14 protein-coding genes are annotated in these 16,166 nt (G+C 73.2%); 3 read left to right on the forward strand and 11 right to left on the reverse strand.

Features of this window, described 5'->3' with window-relative positions:
* The first annotated feature begins 51 nt into the window (after positions 1–51).
* Complete coding sequence (locus GV126_RS25625; protein WP_159671153.1) at positions 52–1,128, forward strand: glycosyltransferase; 1,077 nt, start codon at positions 52–54, stop codon at positions 1,126–1,128.
* A 191-nt stretch (positions 1,129–1,319) separates the two neighbouring features.
* Here GV126_RS25625 and GV126_RS25630 read toward each other — a convergent pair whose 3' ends face one another.
* Positions 1,320–2,495, reverse strand: a complete 1,176-nt coding sequence (locus GV126_RS25630; protein ID WP_159671156.1) for a glycosyltransferase — start codon at positions 2,493–2,495, stop codon at positions 1,320–1,322.
* A 269-nt stretch (positions 2,496–2,764) separates the two neighbouring features.
* Here GV126_RS25630 and GV126_RS25635 point away from each other — a divergent pair, with 269 nt between their 5' ends.
* The gene (locus GV126_RS25635; RefSeq protein WP_236570103.1) at positions 2,765–3,001 is read left to right on the forward strand and encodes a hypothetical protein; all 237 of its coding nucleotides are present in this window, start codon (positions 2,765–2,767) and stop codon (positions 2,999–3,001) included.
* A gap of 126 nt (positions 3,002–3,127) precedes the next feature.
* Here the strand turns inward: GV126_RS25635 and GV126_RS25640 are convergent, their stop codons facing one another.
* The 10 genes from GV126_RS25640 to GV126_RS25685 all read right to left on the reverse strand — a co-directional run bounded on the left by GV126_RS25640 (position 3,128) and on the right by GV126_RS25685 (position 13,991).
* Positions 3,128–5,056 (reverse strand): multicopper oxidase family protein, encoded by a 1,929-nt coding sequence (locus GV126_RS25640; RefSeq protein ID WP_159671161.1) that lies wholly within the window; start codon positions 5,054–5,056, stop codon positions 3,128–3,130.
* 167 nt (positions 5,057–5,223) lie between these two features.
* Positions 5,224–7,002 carry an ABC transporter ATP-binding protein gene (locus GV126_RS25645; protein WP_159671164.1) on the reverse strand — a complete coding sequence of 593 codons (1,779 nt, stop codon included), beginning with the start codon at positions 7,000–7,002 and terminating at the stop codon, positions 5,224–5,226.
* Between the two features lie 64 nt (positions 7,003–7,066).
* A complete protein-coding gene (locus GV126_RS25650) occupies positions 7,067–7,273 on the reverse strand; it encodes a hypothetical protein (RefSeq protein ID WP_159671166.1) in 207 nt (68 codons plus the stop codon).
* Between the two features lie 97 nt (positions 7,274–7,370).
* Positions 7,371–8,264: an ABC transporter permease gene (locus GV126_RS25655; protein ID WP_159671171.1), complete on the reverse strand. Its 894-nt coding sequence runs from the start codon at positions 8,262–8,264 to the stop codon at positions 7,371–7,373.
* Positions 8,251–9,063 (reverse strand): ABC transporter ATP-binding protein, encoded by an 813-nt coding sequence (locus GV126_RS25660; RefSeq protein WP_159671174.1) that lies wholly within the window; start codon positions 9,061–9,063, stop codon positions 8,251–8,253. Before GV126_RS25660 ends, GV126_RS25655 begins: the two co-directional genes overlap by 14 nt.
* A 36-nt stretch (positions 9,064–9,099) precedes the next feature.
* Positions 9,100–10,206 carry an aliphatic sulfonate ABC transporter substrate-binding protein gene (locus GV126_RS25665; protein WP_159671177.1) on the reverse strand — a complete coding sequence of 369 codons (1,107 nt, stop codon included), beginning with the start codon at positions 10,204–10,206 and terminating at the stop codon, positions 9,100–9,102.
* Between the two features lie 110 nt (positions 10,207–10,316).
* The gene (locus GV126_RS25670; RefSeq protein WP_159671179.1) at positions 10,317–11,636 is read right to left on the reverse strand and encodes a sulfate adenylyltransferase subunit 1; all 1,320 of its coding nucleotides are present in this window, start codon (positions 11,634–11,636) and stop codon (positions 10,317–10,319) included.
* Between the two features lie 2 nt (positions 11,637–11,638).
* The gene (cysD, locus tag GV126_RS25675; RefSeq protein ID WP_159671182.1) at positions 11,639–12,577 is read right to left on the reverse strand and encodes a sulfate adenylyltransferase subunit CysD; all 939 of its coding nucleotides are present in this window, start codon (positions 12,575–12,577) and stop codon (positions 11,639–11,641) included.
* A complete protein-coding gene (cysC, locus tag GV126_RS25680; RefSeq protein WP_159674087.1) occupies positions 12,574–13,134 on the reverse strand; it encodes an adenylyl-sulfate kinase in 561 nt (186 codons plus the stop codon). Before cysC ends, cysD begins: the two co-directional genes overlap by 4 nt.
* Positions 13,135–13,214: 80 nt before the next feature.
* Entirely contained in the window at positions 13,215–13,991 is a 777-nt protein-coding gene (locus GV126_RS25685) for an alpha/beta fold hydrolase (RefSeq protein WP_159671185.1), read from the reverse strand.
* A gap of 348 nt (positions 13,992–14,339) precedes the next feature.
* Between GV126_RS25685 and GV126_RS25690 the strand changes: the two genes are divergently transcribed.
* A complete protein-coding gene (locus tag GV126_RS25690) occupies positions 14,340–16,070 on the forward strand; it encodes a condensation domain-containing protein (protein ID WP_159671188.1) in 1,731 nt (576 codons plus the stop codon).
* Positions 16,071–16,166 lie beyond the last annotated feature (96 nt).

Here is a 16,166-nt window from a genome sequence, read left to right on the forward strand (position 1 = left end):
CACCGCACCCCTGCAGACCCCCTGCCCCCCAACGGAAGAAGTGCGACAGCCATGAAAATACTGTTCACCGTCGGTGGCAGCCAGGCGGCCGTCTTCGGCGCCGCCCCGCTCGCCGCCGCCGCCCGCAACGCCGGCCACGAGGTCCTGCTGGCGGCCGACGAACCGCTGATGGCGGCCGCACAGTCCGTCGGGCTCCCCGCGGTCTGCATCACCGCCGAGCGCATGCGCTACGGCCAGGACGGCATGACGGCCGCCGCCCGCATCGACGCGCTGCTGGACCTGACCGGGCAGTGGAGCCCCGACCTGGTCGTCGGCGGCCTGTCCCACGTCCCGCGGGTGCTCGCGGCCCGGCTGAAGGTGCCCTACGTCCGCCACATCTGGCACATCGCGCCGATGGCGCGCCGGGACCGCACGGCGGTGGCGGAACTCCAGCCGCAGCTGGAGCGCCTGGGACTGACCGAGCTGCCGGACCCCGACCTCTTCATCGACCTGTGCCCGCCGCCCCTGCGCCCGCCCGGCGCCCCCGCCGCGCGGTCGATGCGCTGGGTGCCCCGGGTCACCCAGCGCCGGGTCGAGCCGTGGATGTACACCCGGCCCGAGGGCCGCCGCCGGGCCCTGATCACCGCGGGAACCCGCAACCTGGTGCTGGACACCCCGGGCAGCTCGCTGCGCCGGCTGGTGGAGGAGCTGACCGGGGCGGGCGTGGAGGTGCTGATCGCGGCGCTGCCCGAGGCGGCCGAGCGCTACGGCGCGCAGCTGGGGGGCGTGCGCATCGGCTGGATCCCGCTGGACGTGGTCGCCCCCACCTGCGACCTGGCGGTCCATCACGGCGGCGCCACGACGGCGATGACGCTGATCAACGCGGGGGTGCCCCAGCTGATCGTGCCCGACAACGGCTACGGCAAGGCCGTCGCGGAGGCCGTCAGCGGCTTCGGCGCCGCGATCCTGGCGGACCCGCACCGGCCGCCGGCGGGGCAGGCGCCGGGCGAGACGGGCGTCGCGGGCTGCCGCGAGATCCTCGGCGATCCCCGCCACGCCGCGCGGACCCGGGCGCCGGCCCGGGAGAGCGCGGCGCTGCCCACCCCGGACGAGGTGCTGCGCGACATCGAGGCGCTCGTCGCCCGCTGACCCGGCGGCCGGGCCCCGGCCCGGCCGCCCTTCCCGTGCTCCGTGCTCCGTTCTCCGTGCTTCGTGCTTCGTCGTCCGTCTTCCGTCTTTGATTCCCGTCCGCACGCACAACGCCGGTCGCCCCGGGTCCCACGGAGCAGTCCTCCGCGGTCCCGGGGCGACCGGCGTTCGCCGGGGCCGGCGTACGGCCGTCAGACCAGCGCCTCCAGCTTGGGCACGATCTCGGCGGGCGTGGGCAGGGTCGAGATCTCCTTGGCGAGGAACTGCGTCCGCTCGGTGTAGCCGGGGTTCTCCAGCAGCTCCCGGCACGCCGCGGCGATGACCTCGCCCGGCGCCTTGTCCGGCTCCTGCGCCTGCGGCCACAGCGTCTTGCCGGCGCCGAAGTCGGTGATGGCCTTGGCGATGGCCTCCCGGTGGTAGTTCGGCGGGAACTCCGGCGGGTTCTCCGGGATGACCAGCTGGGGCACCCCGTTGGCCATGAGGGTGGTGGCGGTGGTCGCGCCGCCGTGGTGGACCGCCAGGTCGCAGGTGGCGGCGGTGACGTCGATCGGGATCCAGCCGACGCGTGCGTCGCCCAGCTCGGCGCCGAACCGCTCGACGGCACCGGGGTTCGCCGCGATCAGCGCCTCGGCGCCCAGCTTGTCGAGCTCCTTGACCAGCAGCGGCATGGACCAGCCCGGGTCGCGGAACATCAGGCTGCGGAACCCGGAGGTGATCACCACGCGCTTGCGGCCCTCGGGCCGGGTGTACATCCAGCGTTCCAGCCGGCGCTGCGGGTTGCTGGGGATCCAGCGCATCGGCTGCGCGGCAGGGTCGTGGGCCGGCCGCAGCGACGGCGGGGTGGAGTCCAGGAGCAGGTCGGGCTTGAGCAGCCCGTCCACGCCGAGGCGCTCCATCACCGGCCGCAGCTCGAGCTCGGCGCCGGGGTCGATACCGGTGAGCGGGATGCCCAGGTACTCGACGTGGCGCACGTAGGGGACCTTCAGGTGGGCGGCGAGCAGCATCGCGGCGTAGCTCTGGGAGCTGCCCACGACGACGTCCGGGGTCCAGTCCTTGGCCAGTTCCAGCAGGGACTCCACCCCGGCCAGGCCCATCTTGGCGAAGCCGCGGCCCTGCCCGATCATCTCCTCGTCGCCCAGCTCCCGGGGGAAGCGCAGCCCCTTGCCCGGGTTGCTGATCCGCATGAAGTGGCGGATCGGGTCGACGGTGAAGCAGAAGGTGGGGAGGCCGATGGCCTCCGCGGTCTCCACCCACGGTTCGTGGGCGGCCAGCATGACCTGGTGGCCCGCATTGCGCGCGGCCGTCGCCAGCGGGGCAGCGGCATAGTAGGTGGCCTGGCTGCCCGTGGTGATGAACAGGATTTTCATGGCACTCCGGATGCTTTTCGTTGGACGCGGCCTGCAGCATTTGCGAGCACTACCGATGGTCCGCAGCGCGGCCTTTTCCTGTCAAACACCGGAATTTTCAAGTCCCGTTCGATCGCGGATTTCCCGCAGTTGAACGGAGTATTCTCCGCACGTCGTTGCGCGCCCTTCGGCGGCTGACCATCATGTGGTCGGTACGTGTGGCCAGGAAGCCTCAGAAACCGGATACCGAAAGTCGGTGGCACATGAACAACCTGATCTACGCAGCCCGGATGGCTCTCCGTGACGTCATGGAAGTGAACATCTACAGCCAGGGCAACGACAAGGTCTATCTGACCGTTTTCCCGGAGCTGGTCTGGGAGGGCACGGAGAAGACCCGGCCGGAGACCGTGGTGCAGAACGTCATCGGCCGCCTCCACGACATGGACCTGGACGTCGCCGGCGGCGAGGACGCCGTGCGGACGCTGCTGGACTCCGGCCCCGTGGAGATCATCCGCAAGGCCGCCTGACCGCGCCGCCGGCCGGCGGCCCCAGGCTTTCACCGCGCACGGCACCGCCCGCTGCCCGACTCCACCGCAACCCCGAGTGTCCGCGCCGACCACCGCCGCGGGCACTCGGTGTCTTTCCGCCCGCCCTCAGTGGTGGCCGCCCGCGTGGCCGTGGCCGGCGGCGGTGACCACGAGGGGGCGCACCATGTGCTGCTCGTGCTCCAGCATGTGGCAGTGGTGGACCCCCCTGCCGACGACGGGGAAGCTGACGGCGACGGTGACCAGTTCGCCCGGGGTGCCGTTCGGGCCGGGGCGGATCTGTCCCGCGGTCCCCACCCGGACGGTGTCCTTCAGCCCGCGTTCGTGCGGGTCCAGCTCCCCGGCCCGCAGGCAGGCGGCCGGCCGGGCGGTGCCGCCAACGGTCCGGTCGAAGCCGGTCACGTCGTAGTGCTCGCGGGAGAGCACGTGGAAGTGGGCCAGGTGGATGTGCATGGGGTGGGGGGAGGCGGTGAGGTTGAGGTACTTCCAGATCTCCGTGCTGCCGTGCGCCACGGTGAAGGCCCGCCCGTCGTCGTAGTGCAGGGCCGTCCTGCGCAGCGTCGTCAGGGTGCCCTCGGCGTCCCGCACCTGGACGATCCCCGCGGCGGGAAAGGTGAGGCCGGCCGCGTCCGCCACCTCCTCCATCTCCCACAGTTCGGGCACGTTCTCCGTGCCGGGACCGACGATCACCACCCACCGGGGTGCGCTGTCGTGGGGCAGGTCGTGGTGGGCGGGCCGCTCGAAGGTGGGCGAGAGCACCGCGGGCGGCGTGAACCGGCCGGCCAACCCGCGGGCGGCGACGCGGAACTGCATCACGTCGGGTTCCAGCAGGTCGTGCCGGGTGCTGCAGGAGCCGGGCGGCACGCCCTCCATGGTGTTGACCAGCTTCAGCAAGCGGCCGCGGTACGCGCTGAAGTCGACCAGCACGTCGACGCGTTCGCCGGAGGAGAGGTTCAGCGCCCCCTCGACGGGCAGGGGTGTGTCGATCAGGCCCTGGTCGGTGCCGATGACCTGGAAGGCCCCGGGGACCGGCTCGCCGTCGGCCAGCAGCATCAGCCGGTAGATCCGCGAGTTGGCGGTGTTGGCGATGCGGAACCGGTACCAGCGCGGCTCCACCTCCAGGTAGGGCCAGATCACCCCGTTGACCAGGGTGTAGGGGGCGGCGTGGGCCCGCATGAGCGTGGTGCCGACCATCTCCACCTTGTGGACCAGCCGCCCGGTGAGCGCGCCGGAGGCGTCCAGCGCGAAGTTGCGGTCGCTGAGCACCAGCGGCACCTCGTACCGGCCCTTGGGCAGGCCCAGCGCCCGCTCCTCCTCGTCGCGGCAGACGAACAGGCCGGCGAGACCGGCGTACACGCTGAAGCGGCTCACGTGGTGGGTGTGGTCGTGGTACCAGAGCGTCGTCGCGGCCTGGTCGTTCGGGTACGCCGACAGCTGCACGTCACCGGGCGCGACCGCATTCTCCATCCAGCCGTCGTTGCCGCCGCCGGTCAGCATGCCGTGCACGTGCACCGCGGCCCACGGCCGGAGGTCCGCCACCCCGGGGACCTCCCGGCAGCCTTGCGTGCCCGGGTAGTTGGACAGCGGGTCGGGCAAGGGGCCGCCGGGCTGCCCGAAGTCGACGGCGGTGACCGGGAGAGTGCCGGTCAGATGGTTCTCCCAGGTCACCCGCAGGCGGCGGCCGCGCACCGTCTCGATGGTGGGGCCCGGGTAGCTGCCCTCGTACGTCCACATCCGCACCGGCGGCAGGTCGGAGTGCACCAGGACGTCGGCGGTGCGCATGCGCACGGTCAGCTCGTCGTGGCCGCCGCGGCCGGCGGGCCGCAGCACCGGCGGTGTGCGCAGCGGATCCTTGAACTTGGCCAGGATCAGCCGGTCCGCCGACGGCTCGGCGGCGCCGGGGCCGGTGTCCTGCGGTGCGGCGAGGGCGGTGTACGGGGACATGAGGGCACCCAGTCCGGCCACGGCACCGCCGCGCAGCAGGGTGCGCCGCTTCATCAGGGGCGAGTCCGGTGTTTCGGCAGACGCAGTCTCCATTCGCCGGATGGTAGGCACGGCCGCTGCAGAGCCACTCGAAGTGGCGTCCACACCGGTCGAGTCACCGCCCTGAGCCGCGGGGACGCCGCAACCCTGCCGTGGCCGGGGCGTGTTGCGAAAGTCCCGTCCGGCCCTGCGGGCGGACTGCGCTGCTTTCGGCACACGCCCTAGACGACCGCCATCTCGCTGTCGCGGCGGACGAGGGTGGCGTAGTGGCCGTCGAGGGCGAGCAGCTCCTCGTGGGTGCCGCGCTCGGCGATGCGCCCCCGCACCAGCACGATGATCTCGTCGGCGTTGCGGACCGTCGACAGCCGGTGCGCGACCGTGATGGTGGTGCGGCCGGCGCTCGCCGCGTCGATGGCCTGCTGCACGGCCCGCTCGGTGCGGGTGTCCAGCGCGCTGGTGGCCTCGTCGAGGACCAGGACCGGCGGGTCGCGCAGGACGGCGCGGGCGATGGCCAGGCGCTGCTTCTCCCCGCCGGAGAAGCGGTAGCCGCGCTCGCCGACCACCGTGTCGTAGCCGTCGGGCAGGGACATCAGGTAGTCGTGGATGTGTGCCACCCGGGCCGCGGCGACCAGCTCCTCGTCGCTCGCGTCGGGTTTGGCGAAGCGCAGGTTCTCGGCGACGGTGGCGTGGAAGAGGTACGACTCCTGGGAGACGACGCCGACGGCGGCGGCGAGGGTGTCGAAGGACAGGTCGCGCACGTCGACGCCGTCGATCGTGACGCTGCCGGACGTCGCGTCGTACAGGCGCGGGATGAGGTAGCTCAGCGTCGTCTTGCCCGAGCCGGTCTCGCCGACGACGGCGAGGCTGCGGCCGGCGGGCACGGTCACGTCGATGCCGTCCAGCGTGGGCCGCTCGGCGCCCGCGTAGCGGAAGCCGACGCCGCGCAGCCGCACCTCGCCGCGCAGCCGCGCCGGCACCACGGGCCGCTCCGGTTCGGCGACGTCGACGGGCAGGTCGAGGTACTCGAAGATGCGGCCGAACAACTCCAGTGAGCTCTGGATGTCCAGGCCGATGGTCAGCAGGCGCTGCGCGGGCCGGAACAGGATCTGCTGGAGGGTGGCGAAGGCGACCAGCTCCCCGACGGAGACGGCCATGTGCCCGCCGCTCGCGGTCAGGCCCGCCACCCAGTAGATCACCGCGGGCATGGCCGCCATGACGACCCAGATGGTGGACTGGTACCACAGGCCGGCCGTGCTCGCGCGGACCTCGGTGTCGGTGAGCTTGCGGGACTGCGCGGCGAAGGCGTCGCTGAGGGAGCGCGAACGGCCCATGGTGTGGCCGAGCATGATGCCGCTGACCGACAGCGACTCCTGCACGTTCGAGGACAGGTCGGCGAACTGGCGCTGCCGGGAGCGGGTCAGGACGCGCAACTCGTCGCCGACGCGGCGGCTGACCCAGACGAAGCCGGGCAGGACGACCAGCGAGGCCAGGGTGAGCCGCCAGTCGAGCAGGGCCATGGCGGTGACGGTCGCGATGACGGTCGTCACGTCCGACACCAGGGCCGTCGCGGTGGTCGTCACCGTCACCTGCATCCCGCCGATGTCGTTGGCGATGCGCGACTGGACCTCGCCGGTGCGGGTCCGGGTGAAGAAGGCCAGCGACATGCGCTGGAGGTGGGAGTAGACCGCGGTACGCAGGTCGTGCATGACGAGCTGGCCGACCTTGGCGGACAGATAGGTCTGCCACACGTTGAACGAGCTGTTCGCGACGGCGACGGCGACCATGCCGAGGGCGAGGAGGGTCAGCAGGCCGGTCCTGCCCTGCGGCAGCGCCACGTCGATGATCTGACGGATCAGGAAGGGGTTGACGAGGGAGACCAGCGACGACCCGGCGACCAGGAACGCGACGGACATCAGGCTCGTGCGGTACGGGCGGAACAGCTTGAGTATGCGGCGCGTCTGCACGGGATGGCGGGCAGCGGCCGACCCGGTGGTGGTCACCCCTGGTCTCCTTCGGTTCGGTCGGGTCAGGACGGTGGGCGGGCGCGACTGCCGCGGCGGGTGCTCACACCTCTTCCAACAGCTCCAGCCGTCGCGCGATCTCCTCCTGCGGCAGCGGGGGCAGGCACGGGTGTTCGCCGGGCGGGGTCACGTATCCCGTCCAGGGGTGCGGCAGATGGATGGCGAACCAGCCGAACCCCATCCACATGACGCCTTCGCCGAGACTCCTGCCGAGGGACCTGATCAGGCCGGGTGAGCGCCGTGTTCGCATGTCGGTCTCCGTTCGCCGGTCAACCTTTCACCGCCACAGTGGGCGACCTGTCTCAAGGAGCGGCGGACGATGCGTCGAGCCCAGCTCGAGGCGTGGCTCAGCCCTTCACGAGCAGTCCGCGGCTGCGCAGGACCCAGCGTTCGAGCGGGCTGAAGACCAGCAGGTCGATGGCGACGCCGACGGTGAGGATGAGCACGATCGCCTCGAAGACCATGGCCATGTCGCTGGCGTTGCGGCCGTTCTCCAGCAGCTGGCCGAGGCCGATGCCGAGGTCGGGGAAGGAGGCGATGATCTCGGCGGCCATGAGGGAGCGCCAGGAGAACGCCCAGCCCTGCTTGAGCCCGGCGACGTAGCCGGGCAGGGCCGCGGGCAGGCTGATGTGCCAGGTGCCCTTCAGGCCGGTGGCGCCCAGGGTGCGGCCGGCGCGCAGGAACAGCGGGGGCACCTGGTCGATGCCGGAGACCAGCCCGTTGGCGATGGACGGCACGGCGCCCAGCAGGACGACGGCGTACATCATGCGGTTGTTCAGCCCGAGCCAGATCACGGCGGGCGGCACCCAGGCGACGGACGGCAGTGACTGCAGGCCGGACAGGACGGGCCGGACGGCCGCTCGCAGGAACCGGACGCGGGCCACCAGCAGGCCGAGCGGGGTGCCGAGGGCGAGGGCGAGGAGGAAGCCGAGCAGACCGCGCGAGACGGAGGTCCAGATGTAGCCGAGCAGGGTGCCCTGGAGCCAGGCGTCGTGCAGGACATGCCACACGTCGGCGGGGGCGGGCAGCCTGGCCGGGTCTTCGACGATCCGGAAGGACACCAGTGCCTGCCAGACGGCCAGGACCAGGGTGAGGGCGAGAACGGGCGGCAGCACCTTCTCGGTGAGCAGCCGCCGCAGGGGGGTGCGGGCCGTGGGCGCGGTGTCCAGGGCGTCCAGGCCCGCTTCCAGGCCGGCGAGGTCGCCGTCGTCGGCGCGCGGGGCGGTGTCAGCGGCGGCCATGGCGGCGGATCTCCCCACGCAGTTCCTCGGTGATCTCGACGGACAGTTCCGCCACGGCGGCATCCTCGATGCGCCGCGGCTGCGGGATGCCGACGGTCCACTGGCGGGCGATGCGGCCGGGGCGGGAGGACAGCAGGATCACGCGCTGGGCGAGGCGGACGGCTTCGCGGACGTTGTGGGTGACGAACAGCACGCAGACGCCGGTCTCGGCCCAGATGCGGGTGAGTTCGTCGTGCAGGACGTCGCGGGTGATGGCGTCGAGGGCGGCGAAGGGCTCGTCCATGAGGAGCAGGCGGCTGTCCTGGGCGAGGGCGCGGGCCAGGGCGACGCGCTGGCGCATCCCGCCGGACAGCTCGTGCAGCCGCTTGCCGTGGGCGCCCTTCAGCCGGACCAGTTCGAGCAGCTCCTCGGCCCGCTCGCGGCGACGGCCGCGGGGTACCCCGCGCAGGCGCAGGGCGAGTTCGATGTTCCGGCCGGCGGTCAGCCAGGGGAACAGGGCGTGTTCCTGGAACATCAGCGCGGGGCGGCCGTCGGTCGTGACCGACCCGGCGGTGGGGCGGTCGAGCCCGGCCACCAGGTTGAGCAGGGTGGACTTGCCGCAGCCCGAGGCGCCCAGCAGGGTGATGAACTCGCCGGGGGCGATGTCGAGGCTGATGTCGTCCAGGACGAGCTGCTGCCCGGCGGGGCCGGGGAACGACTTCGAGACGTGCTCGATGCGCGCGGCCCACGCGGTGGCGCCGGTGTGCGCGGTGGCTGCGGCGGTCGTGGCGGCCTGGGCGAGCGGTGTGGTCACGGTCATGGTCGTCACCTCCTGTTCTGTGGTCGTCGTCCGGGTTCACCGACGGACGCCGAGCCCGGCGTCGTCGACCGGACTCCCGCCCTCGGCCGTGAGGACCTTGTTCAGCAGCGTGAGGTCGTAGATGCCCCGCAGGTCGGGCCGTTGGAGCAGGCCGGCGCGGACGGCGTGGTCGGCCTGCGCGGCGAGGGTGGCGGCCAGCGGGTCGTCGGTGACCTCCAGCGACGCCCAGGCCGGGTCCAGGACCTCGGCGGGCAGCGCCTTGCCGGCGTCGCGCGCGATCTGCTCGTTCGCGGCGGCCTTGGCCTGCTCGGGGTGGGCCTTGATCCACCGGTTGGTCGCCACGGACGCCCGCAGCACGGCCTCGACGGCTTTCGGATGCTTCTTCAGGAACGTCTGCGACACGATGATGTGCGTGGTGGTGAACCGTCCGCCCGGCCACAGGGACGCCTCGTCGAGCAGCACCTTTCCGCCCTCGGCGACCAGTTTCGACGCGGTCGGCTCCGGCACCCAGGCGCCGTCGACGGTGCCGGCCCGGAAGGCGTTCGGGGTGACCTTGTTGTCGCTGCGGACGACGGTGACGTCGCCCTTGCCGGTCATCGGGTCGATGCTCCAGCCCTGAGCGGTGGCCCAGTGGAGGAAGGCGACGTCCTGGGTGTTGCCGAGCTGCGGGGTGGCGATCCGCCTGCCCTCGACGTCGGCCAACGTCCTGATCTTCTTCGGGTCGACGACCAGTCTCACGCCGCCGGAGGCCGAGCCGCCGATGATCCGCAGGCTGGTGCCGCCCGACTTCGCGTAGCCGTTGATCGCGGGGGAGGGGCCGATCCAGCCGATGTCGATCGAGCCCGCGTTCAGCGCCTCGATCTCGGAGGGGCCGGCGTTGAACACGGCGTACCGGGCGCGGGTTCCGCCCAGTTCCTCCTGGAGGAAGCCCTTGCGGTGGGCCACCAGTGCGGTGGCGTGGGTGACATTGGCGAAGTAGCCGATGCGCACGCAGTCCAGACCGTCGGTCAGGGGCGCTCGCCCAACGGCCTGCGCCGTGCCCCGGTCGGCGGCCCGGGAGCCGTAGCCGCAGCCGGCGAGCAGCAGCAGCGCGAGGGTGGCCAGGGCGGCGAGCGCGCGGCGCAGAGGGGTGGTGGCAGACACGGCGGGGGGTCCTCTCGGGGGCCCGGCGGTCACGGCCGGCCGGGGCGCGGCGGACACGTCGGCCGGGCCCCGGCCGGGAAGCGGTGGACCGGTGCGTGCCCGGACCTCGGTCACAGGTCCCACCCGTCGTCAGTGGTCTCGTTGCGGACCGGTTCGGGCGCGGTGCAGGAGGCGCCGACCATGCCGGCGGTCAGCGTGGTGCCGTCGGCGGGGTCGATGAGGAGGAAGGACCCGGTGCGCCGGGAGTCGGCGTAGGAGTCCACGGGCAGGGGTTCGGCGGTGCGGATCTTGACGCGGCCGATGTCGTTGGCGGCGAGCTGCCCGGGGTGCGGGTGCGGCGACAGGTCGTCCAGCGTGAGCCGGGACGGGATGTCCTTCACGATCGCCTTGACCGTGCGCGTGCCGTGCTTGAGGAGCACCCGGTGACCGACCCGCAGCGGCTCGTCCGCCACATGGCACACGGTGGCCTCGATGTCCTGCGTGGTCGGCGGGGCGTCCTTGCTGGGGACGATGAGGTCGCCGCGGGAGATGTCGATGTCGTCCTCCAGCAGGAGGGTGACCGACTGCGGCGTCCAGGCCACGTCGACGGACCGGCCGAGCAGGTCGATGCCGGCGATGCGGGTGGCCCGCCCGGAGGGCAGCACGGTGACGGACTCGCCGACGCGGAAGGCGCCGGCGGCGATCTGCCCGGCGTAGCCGCGGTAGTCGGGGTGCTCGGCGCTCTGCGGCCGGATCACGTACTGCACGGGCAGCCGCGCCTGGCAGTGCGCCAGGTCGTGGGCGACCGGGACGGTCTCCAGGTGTTCCAGGACGGTCGGGCCGCCGTACCAGTCCATGTGGGCGCTCGGCTCCACGACGTTGTCGCCCTCGAGCGCCGAGATCGGGATCGCGGTCACCTCGGGCACGCCCAGCTCGGTGGCGTAGGCGGTGAACTCCTCGGCGATCGCAGCGAACACGGACTCCGCGTAGCCGACGAGGTCCATCTTGTTCACGGCCAGCACGACGTGCGGGACGCGCAGCAGCGCGGCGATGGCCGCGTGCCGGCGGGTCTGCTCGACCACGCCGTTGCGGGCGTCGACGAGGATCACCGTCAGCTCGGCGGTGGAGGCGCCGGTGACCATGTTCCGCGTGTACTGCACGTGCCCCGGGGTGTCGGCCAGGATGAACCGGCGCCGCGGCGTGGCGAAGTAGCGGTAGGCGACGTCGATGGTGATGCCCTGCTCCCGCTCGGCGCGCAGGCCGTCGGTGAGGAGAGCGAGGTCGGGTGTGCCGTGCCGGGTGACCGACTCCAGCTGGTCGGCGAGGACGGACTTGGAGTCGTGCAGGAGCCGGCCCACCAGGGTGGACTTGCCGTCGTCGACGGAGCCGGCCGTGGCCAGTCGCAGGGTGTCGGCGGTCGTCGTCGCGACACGGGTCTCGAGAGCGGTCATCGCTAGAAGTACCCCTCGCGCTTGCGGTCCTCCATCGCGGCCTCGGACAGCTTGTCGTCGGCGCGGGTCGCGCCCCGCTCGGTCAGCCGGGACGCGGCGATCTCGGCGATCACCTTCTCGACGGTGTCGGCGTCCGAGTCGACGGCACCGGTGCAGGACATGTCACCCACCGTGCGGTAGCGCACCAGGCGCTTCTCCACCGTCTCGCCGTCCTTCGGGCCGCCCCACTCGCCCGCGGTCAGCCACATCCCGCCCCGCCGGAACACCTCGCGCTCGTGCGCGAAGTAGATCGACGGCAGCTCGATGCCCTCCCGCGCGATGTACTGCCACACGTCCAGCTCGGTCCAGTTCGACAGCGGGAAGACACGCACGTGCTCGCCCGGCGCGTGCCGCCCGTTGTAGAGGTTCCACAGCTCGGGCCGCTGGCGGCGCGGGTCCCACTGGGAGAACTCGTCGCGGAGGCTGAACACGCGCTCCTTGGCGCGGGCCTTCTCCTCGTCGCGCCGGCCGCCGCCGAAGACCGCGTCGAACCTCTCCGCCTGGATCTTCTCCGTCAGCGGCAGCGTCTGCAGCGGGTTGCGGGTGCCGTCCGGGCGCTCCTTGAGCACCCCGCGGTCGATGTAGTCCTGCACCGACGCCACGTGCAGCCGCAGCCCGTGCTGCTCCACGGTCCGGTCGCGGAAGTCCAGCACCTCGGGGAAGTTGTGCCCGGTGTCCACGTGCAGCAGCGCGAACGGCACCGGCGCCGGCGTGAACGCCTTCAGCGCCAGGTGCAGCATGACGATGGAGTCCTTGCCGCCGGAGAACAGGATCACCGGGTTCTCGAACTCGCCCGCCACCTCGCGGAAGATGTGCACCGCCTCGGACTCCAGCGCGTCCAGGTGGGAGAGGGCGCAGGCGGAGTGGGTGAGCCCCGACGGGCTCGGTGTCAGGACCGTCATGCCAGGCCCCTCTCGACGAGGAAGCGGTGCAGGCCGGCGGCCGTGTCGGCCACCGGCCTGCCTTCCGTCCGGATGCGCAGGTCGGGTGCCGTGGGCTCCTCGTAGGGGTCGTCGACCCCGGTCAGGCCGGTCAGCTCGCCCGCGGCCTGCCTGGCGTACAGGCCCTTCACATCGCGTACGGAGCACACCTCGACCGGGGTGGCCACGTGCACCTCCAGGTACGTCGTGCCGTTCGCCTCGTGCCGCCGGCGCACCGCGTCCCGGCTGTCGGCGTACGGCGCGATGACCGGGACGAGGACCTTCACGCCGTTGCGGGCGAGCAGTTCGGCGACGAAGCCGATGCGCTGCACGTTGGTGTGCCGGTCCTCGCGGGAGAAGCCGAGTTCCTGGGACAGGCAGCGGCGGATCTCGTCACCGTCGAGCACCTCGACCCGGTGGCCCGTGGTGGCCAGCCGCTCGGCGACGGCGCGGGCCAGGGTGGTCTTCCCCGCGCTCGGCAGCCCGGTCAGCCACACGGTGGCGCCGCGCTCGCGGGCGGCGGCTCCGGCCGCCCGCACGGGGGCCCCGGCGGCCTGGGGGTCAGCTGTGATCACGGTGATGCCCTTCTGAACGTGGGTGACGTGCCGGAGCGGGACGGTCAGGCGGTGGCGAACCCGGCCAGGGTCCGGCCGAGGACGTCCATGTCGATCCGGTGCCAGGAGCCGGGCAGTTCCAGGCAGCGGGGGTTGGGCAGGGCGGCCGCGGTGGCCTGTGCCGCCGCGCGCAGCCATTCGCTGGTGCCGGAGCTGTTGAGGACCAGCGTCTCGGTGCGGTAGCCGGCGAGCCGGTCGGCGGGGACGGTGCAGTCGCCGCAGATCTTCACGTCGTAGGCGAGCGTGTGGGCGTTCGCCTCGTTCACCGCCCAGAGGGGGCCCTTGCGCCACTGGGCGACCGTGTCCGGGGTCAGTCCGAGGAAGCTGCCGAGGAAGTACTCGACGGCTTCCTGGCGGCGGTCCTGCTCCATGAGGACCCGCAGGGTCTTGGCGACGTTCCACGGGGGCTTGGGGAAGCCGTCGACGCGGTAGAACGGCTCGTGCAGCGCCAGCTTGGTGATGGGGGCGCCGGCGGGGGCCGCCTCGATCGCGAGGTTCGCCCCGGACGGGCCGGCGAACACAGCCGCGGACCCGCCGGCCGCCTCGATGACCGCCTGGAGGGCCTCGATCTCGCGGGCGACCTCGTACGCGGGGGAGTCCCCGCTCTCGCCGCGTCCCCGGCGGTCGTAGACGTAGGTGGTGCAGTGCGGCGTCAGCTCGGGGACGAGCGCGTCGAAGATGGTGTGGTCGCGGAACGATCCGTTGAGGAGCACGATCGGCGGGCCGTCGCCGGCCTTCTCGTAGGCGATCGTGGTGCCGTCACGGGAAACGACCTTCTGCATACCCACTCCTCACGCCGTTCGGAGGTGCCCTCACCTCCCCGCCGGGCGGCATCTTCGAGTGGTCTGCTGGCCCGCCGGTCGAGGAACGGTCGCAAGGCCCCTGCGTCCCGGTCGTCGCCCCCGGCCCGCCCACCGGCCGCTGCCCGGTGCGCGCGGCACCCGCCGCCGCGCGCGCCAGCGGTCCGCGGGCGGCGCCACAGCCGTATTCGACCGCGGGGCCATGTCATGGGAGGTGGCGGGACCGGGCCCGACGGCGGCCGCAGCCGGTGCGCCAGGGTCCTGGCGGCGCCCGCGGCGGCAGCGGACCGGGCCCGTCCCGTCCTGCCGCCGAACACAGGGGAGACCGACATGAGCGACCGGGGCGAGCTCGGCGAGGTGCGTGCCGCCCTCGTGGCGCTGCCCGGTGTGCGCGACGCCGCCGTCCACGCGGCCCGCAACCCTCCCGGTCCTTGGCGGATCGTCGCGCATGTGGTGACGCGCCTGCCGCTCGCGGAACTGCGCGCCGCCCTGCGGTCACGGCTGCCGTCCCACCTGGTGCCGTCCTGTCTGCACCCGGTGCCGCACATCCCGCTGCTGCCCGACGGGCGAGCCGACCGGCAAGCCCTGGCGGCGCTGACCGCCCGGCAACCGCAGACCGCCGCGGCCCCCGCGCCGCGGGAGGAAGCGGTGCGCGGGGAGCCCGGCGCGTCCCCGGTGGACGGAATCACGTCCGTGCCGGTCACCGCACAGCAGCGGGCCCTGCTCGCCCGCCGCGGCGCCGGCCCCTGTGTGCAGCAGTTGCACTGGCGCTGGCGCGGTCCGCTGGACACCGGCCGGTTCACCGCGGCCTGGCAGTCGGTGTTCGACCACGAGACCGTCCTGCGTGCCGCGTTCGCCTGGGACGCCGGGCCGCGCCTGGTGCTGCACGACCACGCCCGCGCCGAGGTCGTCCGCCATCCCGCCGGCGCCGTCGACTTCGACGAGTTCATGGAGCGCGACCGGCTGCGCGGCTTCGACCTGCGCTCCCCGGGCCTGCTGCGGCTCACCCTCGTCGACGAGCCGGACCCCGCCGACGGCGGCCCGCCGTCGGTGCGGATCCTGCTCACCTTCCACCCGGTCCTGCTGGACACCTGGAGCGTGTCCGTCCTGCTGGAGGAGTTCTACCGCTCCTACCTCGCCGGGGGCCGCCTGCCGGGCGGTGAACGGCGGCCCGACTGCCGTGACCACGCCCGCTGGCTCGCCGGGCAGGACACCGCGCCCGCCCGGCACTTCTGGTCCTCGGCGGCCCCGGCCGCCGGCACCCTCGTGCGGCCCGCGGTCCAGGGCCCGGCCACCGGTCTGACCGGGGCGGGGCGGGCCGAGGCCCGGCTGGGCGCCGGACCGGCCGGCCGGCTGCGCAGCTGGGCGGCGTCGTGGGCGGCCACCGAGGCCGGCGTGCTGCAGGCGGTGTGGGCGCTGCTGCTGTACCGGGCGGGCGCCACCGCGGGCCCCGCCCTGGTCGGCTTCGGCGTCAGCGTCTCCGGCCGCGGCATCACCCTGGACTCCGTCGAGCGCCTGCCCGGCCTGCTGGCGAACACGCTGCCCATGACCGTCCGCGTCGACCCGGCGGCGCCCGTGTCCCGGCTGCTGGCCGAACTGCGCGACCAGAGCGTGGAGATGGCCGCCTACGAATGGGTCTCCCTGAGCCAGATCCAGCAGTGGGCCGGGCGCGGCGCGGACGACGAACTCGTGGACAGCCTCGTCGTCTTCGAGCAGCAGCGGCACGGCTCCCGCGCCCTGCGTGCCGCGCTCGCCGCCCAGGGCATCAGCGTGGGCACGCCCCGTACGGCCGGCACGTACACGGCGTTCCCCGTGACCCTGCTCGCCCACCGGGACAGCGACGAGGGCCTCGTCCTGGCCGCGGTCCACGACCGGGCACGCCTGGCCGACGACGACGCGGCACGCCTCGTCCGCCAGTGCGCCCGGCTGCTGCACGCACTGCCCGGTCTTGCGGGCGGCCCGCTCACCGTGTCCGACGCGCTGGCCGTGCTCGCCGACGAGCCGCCGGTGCGGATGGCCCGGGCGTCCGCCGCGGTGACCGCCACCGCCGCACCGACGTGAGGAGAGCACCGACCAGGACCACGCGCCGCCGGCGCGGCACCCCGCCCGGCACCTGCGACCGGCCGCAGCGCCGCCCGCCCCCGGCAGCGCCGGGAG

The sequence above is a fragment of the Streptomyces mexicanus genome (assembly GCF_902506575.1).
Taxonomy (GTDB): Bacteria; Actinomycetota; Actinomycetes; order Streptomycetales; family Streptomycetaceae; genus Streptomyces; species Streptomyces mexicanus.